This window comes from Sphingomonas sp. GW821-FHT10F11 (assembly GCF_058809095.1).
In genome coordinates this window covers 733,770-753,971 of the sequence record NZ_JBXASH010000001.1, presented here as the reverse complement: position 1 = coordinate 753,971, position 20,202 = coordinate 733,770, and the positions used below count along the sequence as shown (strand labels likewise).

Here is a 20,202-nt window from a genome sequence, read left to right as displayed (position 1 = left end):
AGTCCGGGGTGACGGATTAATCCGGAGCCGCTATCCGGCCTCGCATGATCAAGCGCGCACTCCCCGTCACCCGCGAAGCGAACTTCGCCGAATGGTATCAGTCCGTCATCACGGAAGCCGATCTCGCCGAGGAATCCGGCGTGCGCGGCTGCATGGTCATCCGGCCATGGGGGTACGGCATATGGGAACGCATTCAGCGCCTGCTCGACGACCGGATCAAGGCGACCGGCCATGAGAATTGCTATTTCCCGCTGTTCATCCCGCTCTCCTATTTCGAGAAGGAGGCGGAGCATGTCGAAGGCTTTGCCAAGGAAATGGCGGTCGTCACGCATCATCGGCTGGTGAGCGACGGCAAGGGCGGGCTGATGCCCGATCCGACCGCGAAGCTGGAAGAGCCTTTGGTCGTCCGGCCGACATCCGAGACGATCATCGGGGCCGCCTTCTCGCGCTGGATCCAGTCGTGGCGCGACCTGCCGGTGCTGGTCAACCAATGGGCGAACGTCGTGCGCTGGGAGATGCGCACGCGGATGTTCCTGCGCACCGCCGAGTTCCTCTGGCAGGAGGGGCACACCGCCCACGCCTCCGCCGAGGAGGCGCGCGAGGAAACGCTGAAGATGCTCGAAGTGTATCGCAGCCTGGCGGAGGATTGCCTCGCGCTGCCCGTCATCGCCGGCGAGAAGCCCGAGAATGAGCGTTTCCCCGGCGCGGTCGCGACCTATTCGATCGAGGCGATGATGCAGGACGGCAAGGCGCTCCAGGCGGGCACCTCGCATTTCCTCGGTACCAATTTCGCCAGCGCGCAGGATATCCGCTTCCAGAATGCGGCTGGCGAACTCGAACTGGCCAATACGACGAGCTGGGGCGTCACGACCCGGCTGATCGGCGCGATCATCATGGTGCATGGCGACGATGACGGCCTGCGCGCGCCGCCGCGGATCGCGCCGTGGCAGATCGTGATCGTGCCGATGCTGCGCGATCAGCCGGAGGACGCGGCGATCGTCGATTATTGCAAGGCTCTGCAGGCTGAGCTGGCGAAGAAATCGGCGTTTGGCGAGCCGGTGCGGGCGCTGTTCGATCTCAAGCCGGCCAAGGCGGCGACCAAGCGCTGGGGCTGGGTGAAGAAGGGCGCGCCGATCATCGTCGAGGTCGGCGGGCGCGATGTCGCCGGGGCGAATGTCTCGGTGGTCCGGCGCGACCGGCTTTATCGCGAGGACGGCAAGCTCGACAGCCAGGTCGTGCCGCAGGGCGATTTCCTCGCCGAGGCAGCCGGCATGCTGGAGAGCATCCAGGCGAGCCTGCATGCCGAGGCGCGTGGGCGGCTCGAGGCGGGCATTGCCCGCGACGTGACCGATTTTGCGGGGCTTGAGCGGGCCTTTGTCGAGAGCGCGAAGAACCCGGGCTGGGTCGAGGTGCAATGGTCGAAGCCGACCGGCGTTGCGCTCGACAAGGTCGTGGAGCGGCTGAAGGCGCTCAAGCTCACGATCCGCAACGCGCCGATGGACGCGGCGGCGGTCGATGGCGCGTGCCTGTTCACCGGCGAGCCGGCGGTGGAACGGGTTTTGGTGGGGCGGTCCTACTAGGGCCCATTTTCTCCTGTCGCACCGCCGGCACTCCGTCGCGCCGCGGGTGATGCGGTAATGGATCGGTCATGAGAAAGAGCGGGGATGATGCTCACGCGCCATCCTGCCTCGCCTTCGCATATCTGGCGGCACCGTTGAATCGATCGGTGGCCGAAACGGTTGGATCACGATTTTCGCGATTCATCAGGCGATCCGGGATGCAGCCGATTGGCGGGCAGCCGGTGCGATAGTCATCGTGCCGGCTGTTGGAGCCGTGGCGCAGTATCGCGGCAGAACATCTATCGGACTTTGCGCGGGGGCGTTCGATTCCGGCAAATAACCGGCGATTTATGCGAGACACTTGCGAGCAGGGCAGAATCGAGCGGTTCTTGGCGGCTGCGCGAGAATTATTGCACATTGCAGGTTGCGAGGTGCGTGGGGACTGAGAATGGTGGAACTCGGCGGGCGCAGCGTATTGCAACACTATTGTCATTTTACTTGCAGAATTTTGCAGGGGGTATCGGTTTTTCATCGCGCTTTTCTTTGTGCGGGTATCGGATACTTGGCGGCCTGCTCCGGATCGGCCTGGCCTGATGGTTCGGGAGATTCCAGCACGAAGGGGCGGGAGTTTGAATCGGTGTTGGTGGGGCGGTGATGTCTGTCATGGGACGATTGCGGCGGCATTGGGTCGCGGCAAGCTGCTAGCGACCCTGTTGGAGTTCGCTTCCGGTTATGGCTGGAAGTGGGCCGGTTGCGGAATGGCCGCTCTTACATCACCGCGGGCGGAAAGCAGCCAATCCTCCTCGCGCAGATAGGCGATCTCCGTTGAACGCAACGTCGGTCTCGATCGCCGCCGCCGTGTCACCCACTTGATGTGGCGTCGGCAAACGGCGACAGTTGACGTCTTGAAACGATTGAATGGTTCGACAGGCAATTCGGCATGACGTTGGACGGCTTCCTCACAGTGCTGGCATTGCTCGCCGCAATCTATGCCGTACTGCCGCCCGTCCAGCGATTCCGGCTCGAGCTCGCCTGGCGGGCGCAGGGGCTGCTCGGCCTTATGGCGATCGGCGTCATCCTCGGCATCGAGCTCTACGACGTGCAGCCGCCAACCTGTCCGCGATGGCTGGGCGAGGCCGCGTGCAGCTGGCTGATCCTGCCAGAGGGCGAGGTCGGCGCGCCGCGCAAGTTCGCCTTCGTTATCGCGTTCGCCTGGCTTGTCCTGTCGGTGATCATCCACAATCGCTGGCGGCCATCGCTGGGCACCGTGCCGGCAATCTCCCGGCTCGCGGTCGAGCTGATCGACGAAGAGCTGTTCGGCGACGCGCTCAAGTTGCTCGAACCGCGGATGAGGTTGCTCGCCAAGGCGAGCCGTCGGCGCTGCTGGCAGCAACGACTCCACGACTGGCTCGAGGAGTTCGGCCCGACCGACCCCAATTCGTTCGCGAGGTTTACGCGGCGTCCCGGCGAGCGGCGATATTCCGGCGAGAACTGGCCGGACTTGGCGGCACGACCGATTCGGTGGCTCGCGCATATCGTGCCCGATCACCGGCGCGCGGAGACCGCCGCCAGCGACATACTGCAGATATTGTTCAATGCGCCAAAACTGCTCAACTACGTCGCCGAGCGCCGCCCCTATTTCGGGATCGCGCTGATCGGCTGCGAGACCTATGGCGCGGCCGACTTTTGCGAGCGCTATCTTTCGAAGCTACTCGCGACGCCGGGTAGCGCGTTGTACCACGAAATCGAAACGAACCAGGTTTCCGAAGGGCTCGCCTATGCGCTCCCGGCGCGTAACCGACTACTGCGATTCCTGTTCGCCGACGCGCAACGCGCCGAACAACTGTCGACTTGGAACGGGATCGGACGCTATGTCGAGCGCCTCCTCGATGGCGAGGAGCGTCCGGGCTATTGGACTTGGCTCAACGGCGATCAGGGCTGGTTCGAACAGGAGCAGTTCCGCGACCCCGTCTATGTCGCGATCCTGTTCTTCGACATCATGGTGCGATCGGCCGCCGAGCAAGGCGTGCGCGGTCACATGTGGCTCTACTTCCTGCGCCATTTTGCGCGCCGCCTGGAGACTGGGTACGATTCCAGTGGCGAAGGGATCGATCGGGAAGACGAATTTCCGGTCCGCGCCGCGCGCCTTCTGTATGAGCTGACCCAGATTGTGACCGGCTGGGTCGAGCTGTTCCAGCACCTTCCCGAAGGCTCGATCCACCGACAATTCCCGGAACGGCGCGAGTCACCCGGCGCCATCCCCTTCGCGGCCGTGCTGACGCTGGCGGACATTCTGAGGACGGTCGCGACCTCGGACCGCATCGACCGCGGCGTGGCGCTTACCCTCAACACCGTGATTTTGCGCACTGTACGCAGCTTTCACGACGATGGTGCCGAATTGTCCCGCATGCGGGCCTGCCTGATCGAGGCGCTGCTCGATCGGGGCGATGGCGCCGATCGCGATCGCTACCATAACCGGCTCGCCGATCTGTTCGCCGACACCGACGACATGCTACGGTACGATGTCGAGGATTATGCCGCTGCGTTGCAGGTACGATTGACGTGAATGCCTTGTCGCAGCCGTCACGTCCGGCGTAGTTCCGCGAACCGCACGCTGCATCGCTTGGTCAAATCGAGCGATCGCAGAATTCCGAGCGCTTCCCGGGAATCATAGTTCCGCACGCGATACCGGTTGGCCAGGGCGTTGTTGAACGCCTTCACCATCGAGGTCATCTGAAGCGTCGCCGGCAAGGGCGGATCGTCGAAAAACGTCCGCCGCGCTGCCAGAAAGACGAATCCCCGCTCACCCAGGCGTTCGATAGCAAGGCGACCGAGATCGATCGTCATCAGCCGCAGCGTCGACGAGGCAGCGATAGCCTGGCGGTGGCTGAAATCGATCTGTTCCCCTTCGCGGACGGCGACCAGCGCAGGCGCGGTCAGCTCGCCCGTGCATTCGATCCACCGATCGAGCGTGAGCTGCAACTCTGGCGCGGCATGGGCCTCGACAAGACCGCGCGACGCGACGCCTTCGCGGTGGGCGATGCAATTACGCGCGCGCCGGAAATAGACATAGACCGCCCAGACGTCCGATTGGCGGGCGCGCGACGCGCCCAGGCGGGCGTAGATTTTCTCGACCCGATCGCTGTCCGCCGTATCGCTGCCGGTCGAGCTGGCGTCGGTAGGCTCGAGTACAATCTCGCCGGAAAAATCGCTCCAGCTGGTCAGCTCGGCGAGGATATCGTCGAGGAAGAGATCAAAGGCTGAAAAGGCCCGGACGACTCCAGCCTGACCGATGTCGCGCAAGGCGAGATCGATCTCGTCCCGTGGACCGGTCCAGTCGGGCATCCCGCCCCAAAGCCAGCCGGGCCGGGCGTAGAGCCGCTCCTTGATGGTTTCTGGCGGCGTCCCCGCATCAATCTCATCGGCGAGCAGACCAAGTCCGATCGCCTGGACCTTGATCGACCGGTTGAAGCGCTCATGGAAGCGGTGGAACCGCAAGTTGGCTTCCGTATTGGCGGCCGACAGATCCATGCAATCCCTCCCGTTTCCTCTCGCCAATCGACACTTGACGTAAAATTTGAACGGCTGCTTTTCCTAGCCCTTCGCCGAGCCCATCGTCAGAACATCGCCGACCATGCGCGCGAAGCGAACCGTGACCGGCAGGCCGTCGTTGAAGTTGCAGCTGCTATAGTTGATAGGCCGCCTCTTCGCCGGTCAGGCCGAGCCGGGCGACACCGGCGGCGCGCAGCGCCTCGATCACCGACCAGTCCTCCTCGTCTTGCGCGAGCAGCTGCGCGAGCGTCGCGCCGATATAGCGCGCGAGGCGGCGGAAGATGGCCTCCTTCTCTTCGCGGGTCGTCAGGTCTTCCAAGCGCTTGCCGAGATGCACGATATTGTGACGCAGCCCGCGATTGGAGCCGGTCGCCGCACCGCTTTCGCTCGTCAGATAGAGGAAGTCGTCGAGGATCGCGCGATAGTCGGCCTGGTCGCGCGCGATTTGCCGCGCGATGGCCCGCTTCGCTCGCTTCATCGCGATATAGTCAGCGGGCGCGGCAAGGAATTCGATCAGCGAGAGGAGCTGCACGAACCGGCTCGTGTCGGTCGCCGCCTCGAGCGCTTCGGAATAGAGCCGTAATGCGTGGCGCGCGACCGACCCGACCTCGCCCTCCCCGATCGGCCGCACAATCGGCGCGCCCGTCAGGTCGAGCCCAATACCGGCGATGACCTGATGCGTCAGCACTTTGCCCGCGACGATGTAGCTTTCGTGATCCTCGGGCGCGTAGAAAAGCCCCGCGCAGAAACCGGTATCGCCGAGCAGCCCGGCGCGGCCGGGAATATGGTCGGCGAGACCCATGCGGCAATGCTCGAACCGGATCAGGTCCATCGTCCGCTCGGCCCGGTCCATTGCCGCCGCCAGCATCTCGAGATGCGCTTCGTGGCTCGACGGCATCAGGAAGGCGTCCCAATCGATCGCGACCGGAAGCGCGAGCAGCGCGCTGCCGAAAAAGTCCGGCCGGTCGATCCGGGTCGCGCCGCTCTTGACCCAATGGAGCGCATCGCCCTCGAGCATGATTAGGCCGCCCTTGCCCAGCGATTGCTGATATTCTTGTTCGGGCCAGCCGACCGTTCTGAGCGTCTCGCCGTCGAGCGCGCCGGGCGGGAAGATCGCCACGTCCCGCGAGATCCAGGCCGCGTCCTCGACCAGCACCCGGGAGAGCGGCAGCAGGCAAAGCCGCTCGCCGGATGCGAGTAGGCCAATCAGCTCGACGGGGTTCGGACTGTCCATGCCGAGGCCTAGCCGACCTGGAGAACGTCGAGGATGCTGCCCGGCAGCGTGCGCAGGATGTCGGCAGCGGTTACGGCCGGATCCAGCCAGTTGGCCCATCGGTTCCGTTCGAGCAGCTCGATCTGGCGGTTGCAATAGGTTGCGATGTCGGGCTCTGGTTCCATTGTCAGCATCGCGAACCCCTCACCAAACCACTACTACAAGTAGGCTTTCGACAGGAGGCACGTCAAAGCCACGTATGCGAGGCCCCAAAAAAACTGACCTTCGAGCTCGATGAACGAATGGCCGCTTTCGGGATCGAAGGATGTTAACGCGAACGACGGATATTGGGGCGCAAAACAGTCGTTCGTTCTGAGAGGATCCCTCCTTCCCCCGCAGGCGCGCCTATCCCGGCAGCTCCGCCTTCGGAAACCCGGTCCACACCTGGTCGTAATCCTCGTCCAGCGCGCCGGTCTCCAGCGCATGGTCGGTCGGGTGGAACACCCAGCGGCTCTCGATCATGAAGGCCATGGTGCCGTCGATCTTGTGCGGCTTCAGTTCCGCCTCGCTCGCGCCTTTCCAGCTCGCGACATCGGGGCCGTGGCCGCTCATCTGGTTGTGCAGCGACAGCGCACCCGGATTGAAGCCGTCGGCCTTGGCATCATAGGCGCCCGAGATCAGGCCCATGCATTCGCTCATCACGTTGCGGTGGAACCAGGGCGGGCGGAACGTGTCTTCCGCCACCATCCAGCGCGGCGGGAAGATCACGAAATCGACATTCGCCGTGCCGGGCACGTCGCTGGGCGAGGTGAGAACGGTGAAGATCGAAGGGTCGGGATGGTCGAAGCTGACCGTGCCGATCGTGTTGAAGCGCGCGAGATCATATTTCCACGGCGCGTAATTGCCGTGCCAGGCGACGACATCCATCGGTGAGCGGCCGAGATTGGTCGTCCACAGCTTGCCGAGGAATTTCTGGACCAGCTCGAAATCGCCCTCGCGATCCTCGAACCAGGCGACCGGCGTTTCGAAATCGCGGGGATTGGCGAGACCGTTCGACCCGATCGGGCCGAGATCGGGCAGGCGGAACGGCATGCCGTGATTCTCCGCGACATAGCCACGCGCCTTGCCCTCGGGCAGCACGACGCGGAAGCGCACGCCCCGCGGGATCAGCGCGATCTCGCCGGGCTTCACGTCGATCCGGCCGAGTTCGGTGAACAGGGTGAGGGCGCCCATTTCCGGCAGGATCAGCAGCTCGCCGTCAGCGGAGACGAAGGCGCGGTCGATCATGTCCCTCGACGCCCGGTAGAGGTGCATCGCGACGCCGGCCTGGGCGGCGGGGCCGTCGCCGGCGACGACCATCGTCGTCAGGCTGTCGAGCCAGTCGGTGTCTTCGAGATCGAGCGGGGCCCAGCGCAGGCGGTTGGGGGCGAGCGGTTGCTTGCTGATGCCGGGGGCGAAGCGCCTGGCGCCGGTGTAGCGCGTGAAGGCGGGATGCGCGGCGGAGGGGCGCAGGCGGTAGAGCCAGGAGCGACGATTCTCGTGGCGCGGCGCGGTGAACGCGCTGCCCGAGAGCTGCTCGGTGTAGAGGCCGAAAGGGGGCTTCTGGGGCGAATTGCGGCCGATGGGCAGGGCGCCGGGGACTGCCTCGGTCGCGAAATGGTTGCCGAAGCCGGTTTGGTAGTCGGTCATTTTGCCTCCTTCGCCCTCGCCCCTGAAAGGGGAGAGGGTTGCGCAGACTTAGTCCGCGTTCTTCACGCGGGCTTAGTCGAAGCTGGGAGAGGGGTTAAGCGTCGCTTTGCGACCGCGCGGCGCAAGGCGCCGCATCGCCCCTCTCCCTACCTACGCTAAGGCAGCAAGCTGCCAAGCTTCGGTACCCTCTCCCCATCCGGGGAGAGGGCGTTTTGGGTCACGCCTCGACCGCCCCAGGCACGACACCCCTGCGAATCTGGTCCAGCTCGATGCTCTCGAACAGGGCCTTGAAGTTCCCCTCGCCGAAGCCGTCATTGCCCTTGCGCTGGATGATCTCGAAGAAGATCGGGCCGACCATGTTCTCGGTGAAGATCTGCAGCAGCAGGCCGCCGCCGGTCTCGGGCGCGCCGTCGATCAGGATGTCGCGCTTGCGCATCTCCTCGACGTCATGCCCGTGGCCCGGCAGGCGCTTGTCGATCAGGTCGAAATAGGTTTGCGGCGTGACCTGGAAGCGGATGCCGTTGGCGCGCAGCTTGTCGACGGTGCCGAAGATATCGTCGGTCGCCAGCGCGAGATGCTGGATGCCTTCGCCCTTATAGTCCTTGATGAACTCCTCGATCTGCGAATGCTCGTCCTGGCTCTCGTTGAGCGGGATGCGGATCTTGTCGTCGGGCGCGGTCATCGCCTTGGAGAAGAGGCCGGTCGCCTGGCCTTCGATGTCGAAATAGCGGATCTGACGGAAGTTGAAGATGCGCGAATAATAGTCCGCCCAATAATCCATCCGCCCGCGCTGCAGGTTGTGGGTGAGGTGGTCGAGCGTGTGCAGGCCGACCGAATGCTGGTCGGGCGAGGCGCCTTCGACCGGCTCGAAATCGATATCGTAGATCGTCGCGGCACCGCGGCGATCGACCAGATAGAGGTTCGCGCCGCCGATTCCCTCGATCGCCGGGATGTTGAGTTCGGCAGGACCGACCTTGCCCTCGACCGGGGTCGCGCCGCGCTCGACCGCGAGCTTCAACGCCTTGGCCGCATCGGCGACGCGGAAGGCCATCGCATTGGCCGAGGGGCCGTGCTGCTCGCGGAAATTCGCGACCTGGCCGTTCGAATCCATGTTGAGCAGGAAGTTGATGTCGCCCTGGGCATAGCGGCGGACATTCTTCGAGCGATGCGTGCCGACATGGGTGAAACCCATCCTCACGAACAGATCGGCCAGCGCATCGGGATCTGGCCCGGTGAACTCGACGAACTCGAAGCCGTCCAGGCCCATGGGGTTGTCATGCGGGTCGGTCATCGTGAATCTCCGAGGAGTAGAAGTGGTAACAGATGTAACTATATCGCAGTTTTTTCGGTCCGTCCACTTCGGTGGCAGGTCGCCTTGCCATCACTCCAGCCGCCGACTACGGGCTCTGGACGATATGGCAGGATTCAAATCAAGCGAGCCCGGGTTCGACCGCGCCGGGTTCCTCGCACTCCTGTTCGCGCTGGCCACGCTGGGCACCGAAATGGCCCTTTTCGTGTCGGTACGGACTCCGCTCGGCATCGCTACCCTGTTGATGCTCCTGTTTTTTTCGCTCGCATCGATCTTCACCCTGTTCCGGTTTCAGATGCCGGACTTTGTCCGCCTTCCCATGACGGCCTTGCTCATCGTCGCGCTTCTGGTGATGGGCCTGCGAAGCGATCCTTTCGGGATCTCCACCGCGCGCGACGATGCGTCGGGTACGCCCCGCATCGTTCGGCAGGATGCCGCCGGCTCCGCCGAGAAGGCGCTGCCGCAGAACGCGCCGGAAGCCCGGACGGAGACGGCCGGCGAGGCGCGATCGCATCCCACAATAGCCCTGAATCCGGACCCCGCCGGGGATCGCGGCTGGGCCGCCAGGATCAATGGCGAGGTGGTCAAGTCCATTGCCAAGCCAGGGGCTTCCGACTTCCGGATCGAAGGCTCGGTGGCGAGCTCCAGCAGCGAGGACGGCGAGCGGGTCGCGATCGTCTGGTCGCTTCAATCCGGTGACAAATGGACCAGTTGCGGCAGCACCATCGCGATGAGCCCCAATGAGGGGCTGATCCTCGATCAGATCAAGCAGGTCTTCGGCAGGGCGATCGACGAATCGGTCAAACGCGGGCAGCCGACCTGTTTCTGAAGCCCGCGTGCCGGCGCGGTGGGCCGAAATCCCTAACCCGGGGTGGTCGTGATCAGCATGGTCGCGCCGCTGATGGCAAAGCCGCTGGCGATCGGCGCGATCGAGATGCGCACCGGCACCTCGATGCCGGCATTGGTCAATATCCTGCTGTCAAAGGCGCGCGAGGCGGCGCTCCCTTCCAGAACCGCTTCGATCGCGTCCCGAACTGCTGCCCTGCTCGTGGGTACGGTCAGGTCGGCGAAGCGCGTTCCCTTCAAATGATCGGGCGCCAATCCCGTCAGCGCGGCGAAACTCGCGTCGAGCAACGCGATCGTTCCCCGCACGGTCAGCCTGACCGTGGCGATATAGCCATGGGCCGCGCATGCGCGCTCCAGCGCCTCGCTGTCGACGGCGATCTTGTCGGACGTGCGATCGTGGAAGACACGAATGATCAGCGCCACGCCATTCGGCCAGAGAAAGGCCTTGATGCGCAGAGGGGGATGCTGCGGCGTCTCGCCGGGCAATTCGAAATGGGTTTCCTCGCCGGTGCGGGAGACGTGCCGGATGCAGGCGATGGCCGGGCCGCAACCGACCTGCGGCAGGATTTCGTCGATCCGTTTGCCGACAACGTCTCCGCGCGGGTGGCCCAGCAGCAGGGTCGCCTCACTGGATGACTGGACGACCTTCAGGTCGTTGTCGATGATGACGAGGCCGCCATCCATATGCTTCATCAGCAGGGCGAATTCGAGCGTACCCCGGTCCGGCATGGGCCGTTCGCCATGGTCCGCCTGGCTCACCTCCCGCCATCTGTCGTTGCTGACCAGCACGTAACGGGGCCTGCCGTGATGGGTGATCGTCAGAGGTCGGTCCTGGGCGCGCTCCTGCCAGTATCCGAAATTTCGCGTAATTTCCGCAGAAGTTACCGAATCTTTCTGTTCGACGCTGTGCATAATGACCTTCACCCGTTGAATGTTGCCGGCTTCGCAGGGGGGCTGCCTCTCTTCAATACTATCAAGCAAATCGTTCCAAATAATGAACCAGTGTTACCGCAGTGCAATATGATAACGGTACCGTGACAGCCATGGCAATTACGTAGAATCCTCAAAATGCCATTCGCTGGCCGTTAACACATGTTATCACAGGTCATATATGATTGCGGCATGGGGCACAAAGCGACAAATTGCTTAGAAGCAACGCGAAGTCGATCTATCTCGGCTGGAAAAATCCGCAATTTTGTAGTAGACGCCACCGGAACTGCTGTTATCGAAATGGCGCTGGTCTTGCCGCTGCTTATGATGCTCATAATGGGTATCATAACCTATGGGGGCCTGTTTTTCCGCGCCCATGACGTCCAGGGGGCTGCGAACGACGCCGCCCGCGCCACCATTTCGGGGCTGAATGCCGCGGAGCGTGCGACCATCGCGCAAGAGAGTGTGCGAACCAGCTTCAGGCGGACCGGGACGCTCGATCCGAACCGGTCCAGCATCGTGATCGAAGATGACGGCAGCACTCTTGTGGTGCGGCTGACCTATGACGCATCGAACGATCCGCTGCTCAATCTCGGCGTGTTGCCGGTGCAGGACAAGATGATCCGGCGCAGCGCCGCGATCCGGCTCGCGGGGCTCTAGGATGCGGTGGTTTCCTCCTCGCCCGGAACGCTCCCTGATCAGCGACGAAAAGGCCAGCGTCACGATCCTGACGGCCGGCGGGTTGCTGATGATGATCAGCGCCACGGCGTTGGCGGTGGATGTCGGCTCCCTGTATCTCGACAAGCGAAAGCTCCAGGGTGTAGCCGATGCGGCGGCGCTCGCGTCGGCGACCTCGGTCGACGATCCCGGACCGGGGGCCAATGCCGCGATCCTGGCGAATTCGGACGGGAGTGCCCGGGTCCGGACCCTCACGCCGGGCACCTATTCGGCCAATGCTTCCATCGCCGTGGCGCAGCGCTTCACTGCTGGCGGTTCGTCTCCAAACGCGGTTCAGGTCGTCGTGGTGAAGGACGCGCCGCTCTTCTTCGGGCGACTTCTGACCGGCCGTGCGACGATGGAGATTTCAGCCAAGGCCACCGCCGCCAAGATGGACATGGCGGCCTTTTCCATCGGGTCGAGATTGGCCGCCGTGCAGGGCGGCTTGCCCAATGCCCTGCTTTCGGGCCTGGCCGGCACCAATCTGAACGTGTCGGTGATGGACTATAATGCGCTGGTCGGGGCGAATGTGGACATCCTCGCGTTCTCCGATGCGTTGCGCACCCAGGCGCATCTGAGCGCGGCGACATTCGGGGAGACGCTGAACAGCCAGGTCACGCTTCCCCAGGCACTCTCCGCGCTGGCCGCGGTCACGGGAGACCCGACGGCCGCGGCGGCCTTGCGATCGATGGCGCTGAAGGTGCCGGCGACGACGATCCGGCTTTCCGACCTGATCGATCTCGGGCCGCTCGCAGGGCAGAACAGGGTCGATCCGTCAAAGCCGGTGTCGATCGATTCCTATGCGGTCGCGCGCGAGTTGCTCGAACTCGCGAACGGGCAGAGGCAGCTTGCGCTTGATCTTGGCCTCGCCGTGCCGGGCCTCGCGTCGACGAGGTTGACCCTGGCAATCGGGCAGCGGCCCTCCCATTCGCCCTGGATGGCCGTCGAGACCGACGGATCGACCATCGTCAGGACGGCGCAAAGCCGCTTGTACCTCGATACCAATCTGGCGGGCGCGGCTACCCTTGGTCTCGTTTCGGTGCGATTGCCGGTCTATGTCGAACTGGCTCAGGCGCAGGCGAAGCTGTCGGCCATCTCCTGCCCCAATGGCGCGTCGCGCGCGCGAGTCACGCTCGACGTCATGCCGGCGGTCGGGGAGATCGCCATCGCCGATATCGACACCAGCACGCTCGGCGATTTCACCGCCCCCGTCACCAAACGGCGCGCCCTAATCGCGCATGCGTTGCTGATCGACGTGACCGGCCAGTCAACCGTCGCGCTGGGCGGCGTGAATTGGCAGAGCGTCACCTTCTCGTCCGACGATATCGCGGCGCACCGGGCGCTTACCGTATCGACGAACGATATCGCCCAGGGGGTCGCCACCTCCCTGGTCGGCGGGATCGATCTGCGCGCGACCGCGCTTGGCCTGGGGTTGAACCTGTCGTCGGTGACCGCGACGGTGGGCGGCGCCCTGAACGTCGTGGCGCCGGCGCTGGACGGGGTGGTGGATCAGGTCACCAACCTGCTGGGCGTCCATGTCGGGCAGGCCGACACGCGGATCGACGGGGTCCGCTGCGGAACGCCGGCGCTGGTGGGGTAATCGGGATCGGGTAATCGAAATCGGGTAACGGGGAGGGCGAGTATCGATGAAACAGACTGATGTGATGACCGGTAAATCCGCTGATCCCATGGATCTAGAAGGGCGGATCGATCGTCGCATGACGCGGCGATGGCGTACCGATCTCAATATCTCTTTCCGGCGCGACGGGTCCCGCGCCTTCAGCGGCAGGATGATCGAGATATCGCGGGCCGGATGCAAGCTCGCCACCGGTTTCACGCTCGATCGGGATATCCGGATCTTCATCACCATTCCCGGGTTCGAGACCTTTGTCGGGGTCACCGCATGGGCGGAGAGGGAATTGGCGGGCATAAGGCTGCACAAGGAGCTGCATCCCGCCGTCGTCGATCATATCCTCAGCCTCAATCCGCGCCATTCGGTCGAGCTGAACCAGGTCCATTGGGAAATGTCGCTCGACTTCGCGATCTGGAAAGTCCGCTCGCTGGCGGCGCAGCGCGAGGAGTGACTGGAGGGGGGAGGGCGGCCCGCGGGGGCCGCCCTGCCGGGTATCAAAGGGCGGCGCGCTTGCCGCCATCGACATTGACGACATGGCCGGTGATGAACGAGGCCTTGTCGGAGCCGAGAAAGACCACCGCCTGGGCGATCTCGTCCGGTGCGCCGGTACGGCTCATCGGGATGGTCGAGGCGAGGCCGGCCTTGCCCTCTTCGCCACCGGTGAAGCGATCGAGCATCGGCGTATCGATCGGCCCCGGTGCCACGGCATTGACACGCACACCGAATGCGGCGGCTTCCAACGCGGCAGCCTTGGTCAGGCCCTCCACGGCATGCTTGCTCGCCGTGTAGAGCGCGGCATTGGCGAAGGCGGCCTGGCCGAGCACCGACGAGATGTTGATGATCGACCCCGAGCCCTGGGCCTGCAGCACGCGCAATTCGTGCTTCATGCTGAGCAGTACGCCGAGCACGTTGGTGTCGAACATCGCGGCATAGCTTTCCGGGGTCTGCTCGGTCACCGGCCCGAACTGGCCTTCGGTGCCGGCATTGTTGACCGCGACGTCGAGGCGGCCGAACCTGGCGATGGTGCCGTCGACCAGCGCCCGCAGATCCTCCTCATGACGTACATCGGCGCGGATGAATTGGACCTCGGCGCCGAGATTGCGCAGGTCGGCGGCGACCGCTTCGCCGGTTTCGTCATTGCGGCCGGAGATGACGACCTTCGCGCCCTCACGGGCAAAAGCCTCGGCGGTGGCGCGGCCGATGCCGCTAAGGGCGCCGGTGACGAGGACGACGGGTGCTGACATTGTGGTGATCCCTGATGAATGCTGGCAGGCGGAATGCGCTGCGGACCACCAAATATGTACGTACGTATTGTCTACAAGAGGTGGAACTATGTCCGTACGTATTTTATTTCATGAAGGGCTGGTCGAGAGGGATTTCAAATCCCGTGGGGCAGGCTGGTTCAGCGCAGCAGGCTGTTAAGGGTGACCCGTTTGAGCCGTTTCATCGGCTCTGCGCTGCGCTCGACCTTGGCGAGCAGGTTCGATCCCTGCAGCGCCGACACCAGGAAAGCGGCGATGTCGTCGCAATCGAGATCGGCATGAAGTTCGCCCGCCGCCACCGCCGCCTTGAGGCAATAGGAAATCGCCTCCGCCACTTCGCCGAAATTCTCGACGAGATGGGGCCGGATCGTGTCGTTGCCGCCGGTTTCGATGGCGAAATTGCCCATCATGCAGCCGTTGCACCCGGTCTCGCCGGAAGCGCGCGCGATATTGGCGTCGAGAAAGGCCTCGAAGCGTTCGAGCGGGGGAAGGGCGTCGTTGCGCAGCGTTTCGGTGATCAGGACGAGGCCCTGCTGGAAATACATATCCAGCACTTCGAGGCCGAACGCCTCTTTCGAGACGAAATGATTGGTGAAGGAGCCCTGCGGCACGCCAGCCGCCTGGACGATATCGCGCACGCTGGCACCGCCGAAGCCACGCTCATGCACGACCCGAACGCCAGCGGAGAGGATCTTGTCGCGGTTCGAAACCTTTGCCATGAAAATAATATGGCCGTCCATATTTTGATGTCAACTGTTACAATGGGGTGACGGGGCGGCCGGGCCGCGCTAGCGAAGGCACATGCCAAGCCTGAAGCTCGACCAGTTTCTGCCGTATCGCCTGTCGATCGCGTCCAACCGCGTATCGTCGGCGATCGCGACGGCGTATCAGTCGCTGTTCGGCCTGCGCATCCCCGAATGGCGGCTGATCGCGGTGATCGCCGAAGGCGAGGGACTGACCCAGCAAGCGCTTGGCGCGGCAACGCGGATGGACAAGGTGACGGTCAGCCGCGCGGCCATTGCGCTGGTCGATCGCGGGCTGGTGCAGCGGCGGCCCAATCCCGACGACCAAAGATCGCATCTGCTGTCGCTGACCAGGGCCGGGAAGGCGCTGTACGAGAGTGTCGCGCCCAAGGCGCTGGAAATGGAAGCGCAGGTCTTTGCCGGTTTTTCCGTTGAGGAGATCGCGACGTTTCGGGCGATGCTCGACCGGATCGAGGCATCGGCCGCGCCGCTCGACCCCGAACAGGCTTGATGAGCAGCCCCGGCCTGTCCTAAGCGCTGGCCCGCCCTCCCCAGGCAGTCGCGACTTTTTCAGGAGGCCCAATGCCCGAAATGCTCGATCGTGCCGGTTTGTCCGTTGCTCCGCAGCTTGCATCGTTCGTCGAGGAGCAGGTGCTCCTGCCGCTTGGCATCGATCCCGGAATCTGGTGGCAGGGTGTGGCTGATATATTCGGGCTGTTCGCGCCGGAAAATCGCGCGTTGCTGGCCAAACGCGATGAGCTGCAGGAGCGGATCGATTCGCGCTATGCCGCAGGCGGTACGGCCGACGAAGCGTTCCTGCGCCAGATCGGCTATCTCGTGCCCGAGCCTGCGCCCTTCGCGATCGGCACGACCAATGTCGATCCCGAGATCGCGACCATGGCGGGGCCGCAACTGGTCGTCCCGGTGCTCAACGCCCGTTTCGTCCTGAACGCCGCCAATGCGCGCTGGGGCAGCCTGTACGACGCGCTCTACGGCACCGATGCGTTGCCCGGCATGGCGGTGCCCGGTGGCTATGATCCGGTGCGTGGCGCTCAGGTGATCGACTATGCCAAGGCATTCCTCGATTCCGCGGTGCCGCTGGTCGGCGAGAGCTGGGCAGCCTATCGCGGCGGTACGCCCGACCTGGTCGATCCGGCGCAGCTGGTCGGCCGCAAGGGCGATTCGCTGCTGCTGCGCCACAATGGCTTGCACATCGAGGTGGTGGTCGACCGGGACTCGGTGATCGGCGGCGGGGATCCGGGCGGCATTGCCGACGTCATCCTCGAATCCGCCATCACCACCATCGTCGATCTCGAGGATTCGATCGCCGCGGTCGATGCGGAGGACAAGGTCGCCGCTTACGCCAACTGGCTCGGGCTGATGCGCGGCGACCTGGTCGAGAGCTTCGACAAGGGCGGCAGGACGGTCACACGCAAGCTCAATGACGATCGCCGCTATGAGGCGGTAGATGGCGGGACGCTGACCCTGCCGGGGCGCAGCCTGTTGTTCGTGCGCAATGTCGGTCATCTGATGACCACGCCCGCGGTGGCGCTCGCCGGCGGCAGCGAGGCGCCCGAAGGCATTCTCGACGCGATCATGACCGCGACGATCGCGCTTTACGATCTGCGCGGGCTCGGCGCGTATCGCAACAGCCGCGCCGGATCCTTCTATGTCGTGAAGCCCAAGATGCACGGGCCGGAAGAGGCCGGCTTCACCAACCGGTTGTTCGATGCGGTCGAGGACCTGCTCGATCTGGAGCGCCACACCATCAAGGTCGGCGTGATGGACGAGGAGCGCCGCACCTCGGCCAATCTCGCCGCTTGCATCGAAGCGGTGAAGGACCGGATCGTCTTCATCAACACGGGCTTCCTCGATCGCACCGGCGACGAGATGCACACCGCGATGCGCGCCGGCCCGATGATCCCCAAGGCCGAGATGAAGTCGAGCGACTGGATCAAGGCCTATGAGGACCGCAACGTCCGGATCGGGCTGGCGCACGGCTTTTCGGGCAGGGCGCAGATCGGCAAGGGCATGTGGGCGGCGCCCGATCGGATGGCCGATATGATGGAGCAGAAGATCGGCCATCCGAAATCGGGCGCCAACACGGCCTGGGTGCCGAGCCCGACCGCAGCGACGCTCCATGCGATGCACTACCATCAGGTCGATGTGTTTGCGCGCCGCGAGGAGATTGCGCGCGAGGCAATCCCGGGCCTGACGCCGCTGCTGACCGTGCCGGTAGCCAAGGGCCGCAACTGGACGCCGGACGAGGTGCGCGCCGAGCTCGACAACAATGCCCAGGGCATCCTCGGCTATGTGGTGCGCTGGATCGATCAGGGCGTGGGCTGTTCCAAGGTGCCCGATATCCACGATATCGGGCTGATGGAGGACCGCGCGACCCTGCGCATCTCCTCGCAGCATATGGCCAACTGGCTGCTCCACGGCGTCGCGACCGAGGCGGATATCGACGCGGCCTTTGCGCGCATGGCGGCCAAGGTGGACGTCCAGAATGCGGGCGACCCGCTGTACCAGCCGATGTCCGGGAACGAGGCGACGAGCCTGGCCTATCAGGCGGCGCGGGCGCTGGTGTTCGAAGGGCTGACTCAGCCCAACGGCTATACCGAGCCGCTGCTCCACGCCTATCGCGCGCGGGCCAAGGCGGAGGCGTAACCCGCGCAAAAAGCATTGCGGATCGAAACTGATCTTTGCGTCCCTGCGAAAAATCGAATATCGGGTATCGTGGGAGAGCGATACATGGGCCTTGAGCATTTCGACGTCGTCGTTGTCGGCGCCGGTATTTCCGGCATCGGTGCCGGTTATCACCTGCAGAAGCTGTGCCGCGATCGCAGCTATGTGATCCTCGAAGGCCGCGCGGCGATGGGCGGGACCTGGGACCTGTTCCGCTATCCCGGCATCCGCTCCGATTCCGACATGTACACGCTCGGCTATTCCTTCCGTCCCTGGACCGAGGCCAAGGCGATCGCTGACGGCCCGTCGATCCTGAAGTATGTCAACGATACCGCGCTCGAGGCCGGAATCGACCGGCACATCCGCTATCGCCACCATGTGAAGCAGGCCGCCTGGTCGACACCCGACGCGCGCTGGACGGTCGAGGCGGAGGGGCCGGACGGCCCTGTCGCCTTCACCTGCAATTTCCTCTTCATGTGCAGCGGCTATTATAATTACGCCCGCGGCCACACGCCCGATTTCCCCGAGGCGGAGAGCTTCGCCGGGCGCATCGTCCACCCGCAGTTCTGGCCCGAGGATCTTGATTACAGCGGCAAGAAGGTCGTGGTGATCGGCAGCGGCGCGACCGCGGTGACGCTGGTGCCGGCGATGGCCGACACGGCCGCGCATGTGACGATGCTGCAGCGATCGCCGACCTATGTCGTGTCGCGCCCGGCCGAAGACGGCTTCGCCAACTGGTTGCGGCGCAGGCTGCCGGCGATGCTCGCCTATGACATCACCCGCTGGCGCAACGTGCTGTTCCAGATGTTCTTCTATAATCTCGCGCGCAAGCGTCCGGAAAAGACCAAGGCGCGGCTGCTCGAGATGGTCCGCACCGAGCTTGGGCCGGATTATGACGTCGCGACGCATTTCACCCCGCGCTACAATCCGTGGGACCAGCGCCTGTGCCTGGTGCCCGACGGCGACCTGTTCGCCTCGCTCAAGAAGGGCGAGGCCTCGGTCGTCACCGATACGATCGAACGTTTCACGCCTACGGGGATCAAGCTGACCTCCGGCGCAGAGCTTCCCGCCGATGTGATCGTCACCGCGACCGGGCTCGAGCTTCAATTGCTGAGCGATGTCGCGTTCAGTGTCGACGGCGCAGCCGTCGATCTGTCCCAGACCTTCAACTACAAAGGTATGATGTACAGCGACGTGCCGAACCTGGCCTCGTCCTTCGGCTATACCAACGCGTCCTGGACGCTGAAGGCCGATCTCACCTGCGCCTATGTCTGCCGGCTGCTCAACACGATGAAGAAGCGCGGGCTGCGCCAGGCGACGCCGCGGATCGGCGACGACGTGCTGACGCCCGAACCGTTCCTCAGCTTCACCTCGGGCTATGTCACGCGGGCGATGGAGAAGTTCCCGAAGCAGGGCAGCAAGAAGCCCTGGAAGCTCTATCAGAACTACGCGAAGGACGTGGTTTCGCTGCGCTTCGGCTCGGTGGATGACGGGATGGAATTCTCCAACCCCATGCCGCGCAAGGAACCGGCCGAGTCAGTGCGCGAGCCAGCGCACGCCTGAGCCGCACCAGGTGCCCAAAATGGGGCACCCAAGGCTGACATCCGGAACCGATCCGGACGGAAAAACCACCGATTTGGAGTTAATGGTTGCCGGTTTCGCGCGAGTCCCGAATCGGGACCGAACCGCTACCGACAGGCGTCGCCTTGTCCGGCGATCCGCACTGCGAGCAGCGAAAGGGGGAACGGGCGTATCGACCCAATCTCCGACTAACCTTCATTAAAGACAGGCTATTTCAGTCGGAGATCGGGTCGATTGACTGGATTACCAGGGACGGATGCCCTCGCCGTAGATCAGCGCAATAATGAACTTAAGCACTTGCTTTCTCCCTTGTGCACTCAGGCGAGCGCGGGGATTTATTAACGGAAAATTAGGGATAAAGCAATCGGATTCCCGGGACTTTCGCGACCCATAGCGGGACGTTTAAGAGTTCCTTCAGCGGTGGACTGCTACCGCTCACAGTGATGGCGCGCGCTTCACGTTCATACATCCCGGCAAGGGGCC

General features: G+C 64.1%; 17 protein-coding genes. 9 read left to right on the top strand and 8 right to left on the bottom strand.

From position 1 onward, the window contains the following. Nucleotides 1-44: 44 nt before the first annotated feature. Both AC1RT8_RS03660 and AC1RT8_RS03655 read left to right on the top strand, forming a co-directional pair. Nucleotides 45-1,580, top strand: a complete 1,536-nt coding sequence (locus AC1RT8_RS03660; RefSeq protein WP_493074221.1) for an aminoacyl--tRNA ligase-related protein — start codon at nt 45-47, stop codon at nt 1,578-1,580. A 919-nt stretch (nt 1,581-2,499) separates the two neighbouring features. Next, nucleotides 2,500-4,125 (top strand): hypothetical protein, encoded by a 1,626-nt coding sequence (locus tag AC1RT8_RS03655; RefSeq protein ID WP_493074220.1) that lies wholly within the window; start codon nt 2,500-2,502, stop codon nt 4,123-4,125. 17 nt (nt 4,126-4,142) lie between these two features. On the opposite strand, the gene AC1RT8_RS03650 is transcribed toward AC1RT8_RS03655, so the two are convergent. From AC1RT8_RS03650 to hppD, 5 genes are all read right to left on the bottom strand, one after another. Next, complete coding sequence (locus AC1RT8_RS03650; RefSeq protein ID WP_493074219.1) at nt 4,143-5,090, bottom strand: hypothetical protein; 948 nt, start codon at nt 5,088-5,090, stop codon at nt 4,143-4,145. Nucleotides 5,091-5,244: 154 nt separating this feature from the next. Continuing rightward, nucleotides 5,245-6,345: a hypothetical protein gene (locus AC1RT8_RS03645; protein WP_493074218.1), complete on the bottom strand. Its 1,101-nt coding sequence runs from the start codon at nt 6,343-6,345 to the stop codon at nt 5,245-5,247. A gap of 8 nt (nt 6,346-6,353) precedes the next feature. Continuing rightward, nucleotides 6,354-6,518 (bottom strand): hypothetical protein, encoded by a 165-nt coding sequence (locus tag AC1RT8_RS03640; protein ID WP_493074217.1) that lies wholly within the window; start codon nt 6,516-6,518, stop codon nt 6,354-6,356. A 211-nt stretch (nt 6,519-6,729) separates the two neighbouring features. After that, entirely contained in the window at nt 6,730-8,013 is a 1,284-nt protein-coding gene (hmgA, locus tag AC1RT8_RS03635) for a homogentisate 1,2-dioxygenase (protein ID WP_493074216.1), read from the bottom strand. A 217-nt stretch (nt 8,014-8,230) separates the two neighbouring features. Next, nucleotides 8,231-9,304, bottom strand: coding sequence for a 4-hydroxyphenylpyruvate dioxygenase (gene hppD, locus AC1RT8_RS03630; RefSeq protein WP_493074215.1), 1,074 nt, complete (start codon nt 9,302-9,304; stop codon nt 8,231-8,233). Between the two features lie 22 nt (nt 9,305-9,326). On the opposite strand from hppD, the gene AC1RT8_RS03625 reads away from it, so the two are divergent. Next, the gene (locus tag AC1RT8_RS03625) at nt 9,327-10,151 is read left to right on the top strand and encodes a hypothetical protein (protein ID WP_493074214.1); all 825 of its coding nucleotides are present in this window, start codon (nt 9,327-9,329) and stop codon (nt 10,149-10,151) included. A 32-nt stretch (nt 10,152-10,183) separates the two neighbouring features. Here AC1RT8_RS03625 and AC1RT8_RS03620 read toward each other — a convergent pair whose 3' ends face one another. Continuing rightward, nucleotides 10,184-11,149 (bottom strand): PAS domain-containing protein, encoded by a 966-nt coding sequence (locus AC1RT8_RS03620; protein ID WP_493074213.1) that lies wholly within the window; start codon nt 11,147-11,149, stop codon nt 10,184-10,186. Between the two features lie 249 nt (nt 11,150-11,398). Here AC1RT8_RS03620 and AC1RT8_RS03615 point away from each other — a divergent pair, with 249 nt between their 5' ends. Genes AC1RT8_RS03615 through AC1RT8_RS03605 form a run of 3 tightly spaced genes read left to right on the top strand, consistent with a single transcriptional unit; the run spans nt 11,399 to nt 13,899 of the window. Continuing rightward, nucleotides 11,399-11,758 carry a TadE family protein gene (locus AC1RT8_RS03615; protein WP_493074212.1) on the top strand — a complete coding sequence of 120 codons (360 nt, stop codon included), beginning with the start codon at nt 11,399-11,401 and terminating at the stop codon, nt 11,756-11,758. Between the two features lies 1 nt (nt 11,759). After that, nucleotides 11,760-13,415 (top strand): TadG family pilus assembly protein, encoded by a 1,656-nt coding sequence (locus AC1RT8_RS03610; protein ID WP_493074211.1) that lies wholly within the window; start codon nt 11,760-11,762, stop codon nt 13,413-13,415. Between the two features lie 46 nt (nt 13,416-13,461). Next, the gene (locus AC1RT8_RS03605) at nt 13,462-13,899 is read left to right on the top strand and encodes a hypothetical protein (RefSeq protein WP_493074210.1); all 438 of its coding nucleotides are present in this window, start codon (nt 13,462-13,464) and stop codon (nt 13,897-13,899) included. 43 nt (nt 13,900-13,942) lie between these two features. Here the strand turns inward: AC1RT8_RS03605 and AC1RT8_RS03600 are convergent, their stop codons facing one another. Both AC1RT8_RS03600 and AC1RT8_RS03595 read right to left on the bottom strand, forming a co-directional pair. Beyond that, complete coding sequence (locus AC1RT8_RS03600; protein WP_493074209.1) at nt 13,943-14,692, bottom strand: SDR family NAD(P)-dependent oxidoreductase; 750 nt, start codon at nt 14,690-14,692, stop codon at nt 13,943-13,945. Between the two features lie 158 nt (nt 14,693-14,850). Continuing rightward, a complete protein-coding gene (locus AC1RT8_RS03595; protein WP_493074208.1) occupies nt 14,851-15,429 on the bottom strand; it encodes a TetR/AcrR family transcriptional regulator in 579 nt (192 codons plus the stop codon). Between the two features lie 82 nt (nt 15,430-15,511). On the opposite strand from AC1RT8_RS03595, the gene AC1RT8_RS03590 reads away from it, so the two are divergent. The 3 genes from AC1RT8_RS03590 (at nt 15,512) to AC1RT8_RS03580 (ending at nt 19,701) form a co-directional block, all read left to right on the top strand. Next, nucleotides 15,512-15,964: a MarR family winged helix-turn-helix transcriptional regulator gene (locus AC1RT8_RS03590; RefSeq protein ID WP_493074207.1), complete on the top strand. Its 453-nt coding sequence runs from the start codon at nt 15,512-15,514 to the stop codon at nt 15,962-15,964. A 71-nt stretch (nt 15,965-16,035) separates the two neighbouring features. Further along, a complete protein-coding gene (locus AC1RT8_RS03585; protein WP_493074206.1) occupies nt 16,036-18,120 on the top strand; it encodes a malate synthase G in 2,085 nt (694 codons plus the stop codon). An 84-nt stretch (nt 18,121-18,204) separates the two neighbouring features. Beyond that, nucleotides 18,205-19,701 carry a flavin-containing monooxygenase gene (locus AC1RT8_RS03580; protein WP_493074205.1) on the top strand — a complete coding sequence of 499 codons (1,497 nt, stop codon included), beginning with the start codon at nt 18,205-18,207 and terminating at the stop codon, nt 19,699-19,701. Nucleotides 19,702-20,202: the final 501 nt, after the last annotated feature.

Coding starts and splice junctions, on each gene's coding strand:
- hppD (WP_493074215.1), bottom strand. CDS start 9,304: ATGACCGACCCGCATGACAACCCCATGGGCCTGGACGGCTTCGAGTTC.
- AC1RT8_RS03615 (WP_493074212.1), top strand. CDS start 11,399: ATGGCGCTGGTCTTGCCGCTGCTTATGATGCTCATAATGGGTATCATA.
- AC1RT8_RS03600 (WP_493074209.1), bottom strand. CDS start 14,692: ATGTCAGCACCCGTCGTCCTCGTCACCGGCGCCCTTAGCGGCATCGGC.
- AC1RT8_RS03580 (WP_493074205.1), top strand. CDS start 18,205: ATGGGCCTTGAGCATTTCGACGTCGTCGTTGTCGGCGCCGGTATTTCC.
- hmgA (WP_493074216.1), bottom strand. CDS start 8,013: ATGACCGACTACCAAACCGGCTTCGGCAACCATTTCGCGACCGAGGCA.
- AC1RT8_RS03660 (WP_493074221.1), top strand. CDS start 45: ATGATCAAGCGCGCACTCCCCGTCACCCGCGAAGCGAACTTCGCCGAA.
- AC1RT8_RS03595 (WP_493074208.1), bottom strand. CDS start 15,429: ATGGCAAAGGTTTCGAACCGCGACAAGATCCTCTCCGCTGGCGTTCGG.
- AC1RT8_RS03585 (WP_493074206.1), top strand. CDS start 16,036: ATGCCCGAAATGCTCGATCGTGCCGGTTTGTCCGTTGCTCCGCAGCTT.
- AC1RT8_RS03590 (WP_493074207.1), top strand. CDS start 15,512: ATGCCAAGCCTGAAGCTCGACCAGTTTCTGCCGTATCGCCTGTCGATC.
- AC1RT8_RS03605 (WP_493074210.1), top strand. CDS start 13,462: ATGAAACAGACTGATGTGATGACCGGTAAATCCGCTGATCCCATGGAT.
- AC1RT8_RS03655 (WP_493074220.1), top strand. CDS start 2,500: ATGACGTTGGACGGCTTCCTCACAGTGCTGGCATTGCTCGCCGCAATC.
- AC1RT8_RS03640 (WP_493074217.1), bottom strand. CDS start 6,518: ATGCTGACAATGGAACCAGAGCCCGACATCGCAACCTATTGCAACCGC.
- AC1RT8_RS03610 (WP_493074211.1), top strand. CDS start 11,760: ATGCGGTGGTTTCCTCCTCGCCCGGAACGCTCCCTGATCAGCGACGAA.
- AC1RT8_RS03650 (WP_493074219.1), bottom strand. CDS start 5,090: ATGGATCTGTCGGCCGCCAATACGGAAGCCAACTTGCGGTTCCACCGC.
- AC1RT8_RS03645 (WP_493074218.1), bottom strand. CDS start 6,345: ATGGACAGTCCGAACCCCGTCGAGCTGATTGGCCTACTCGCATCCGGC.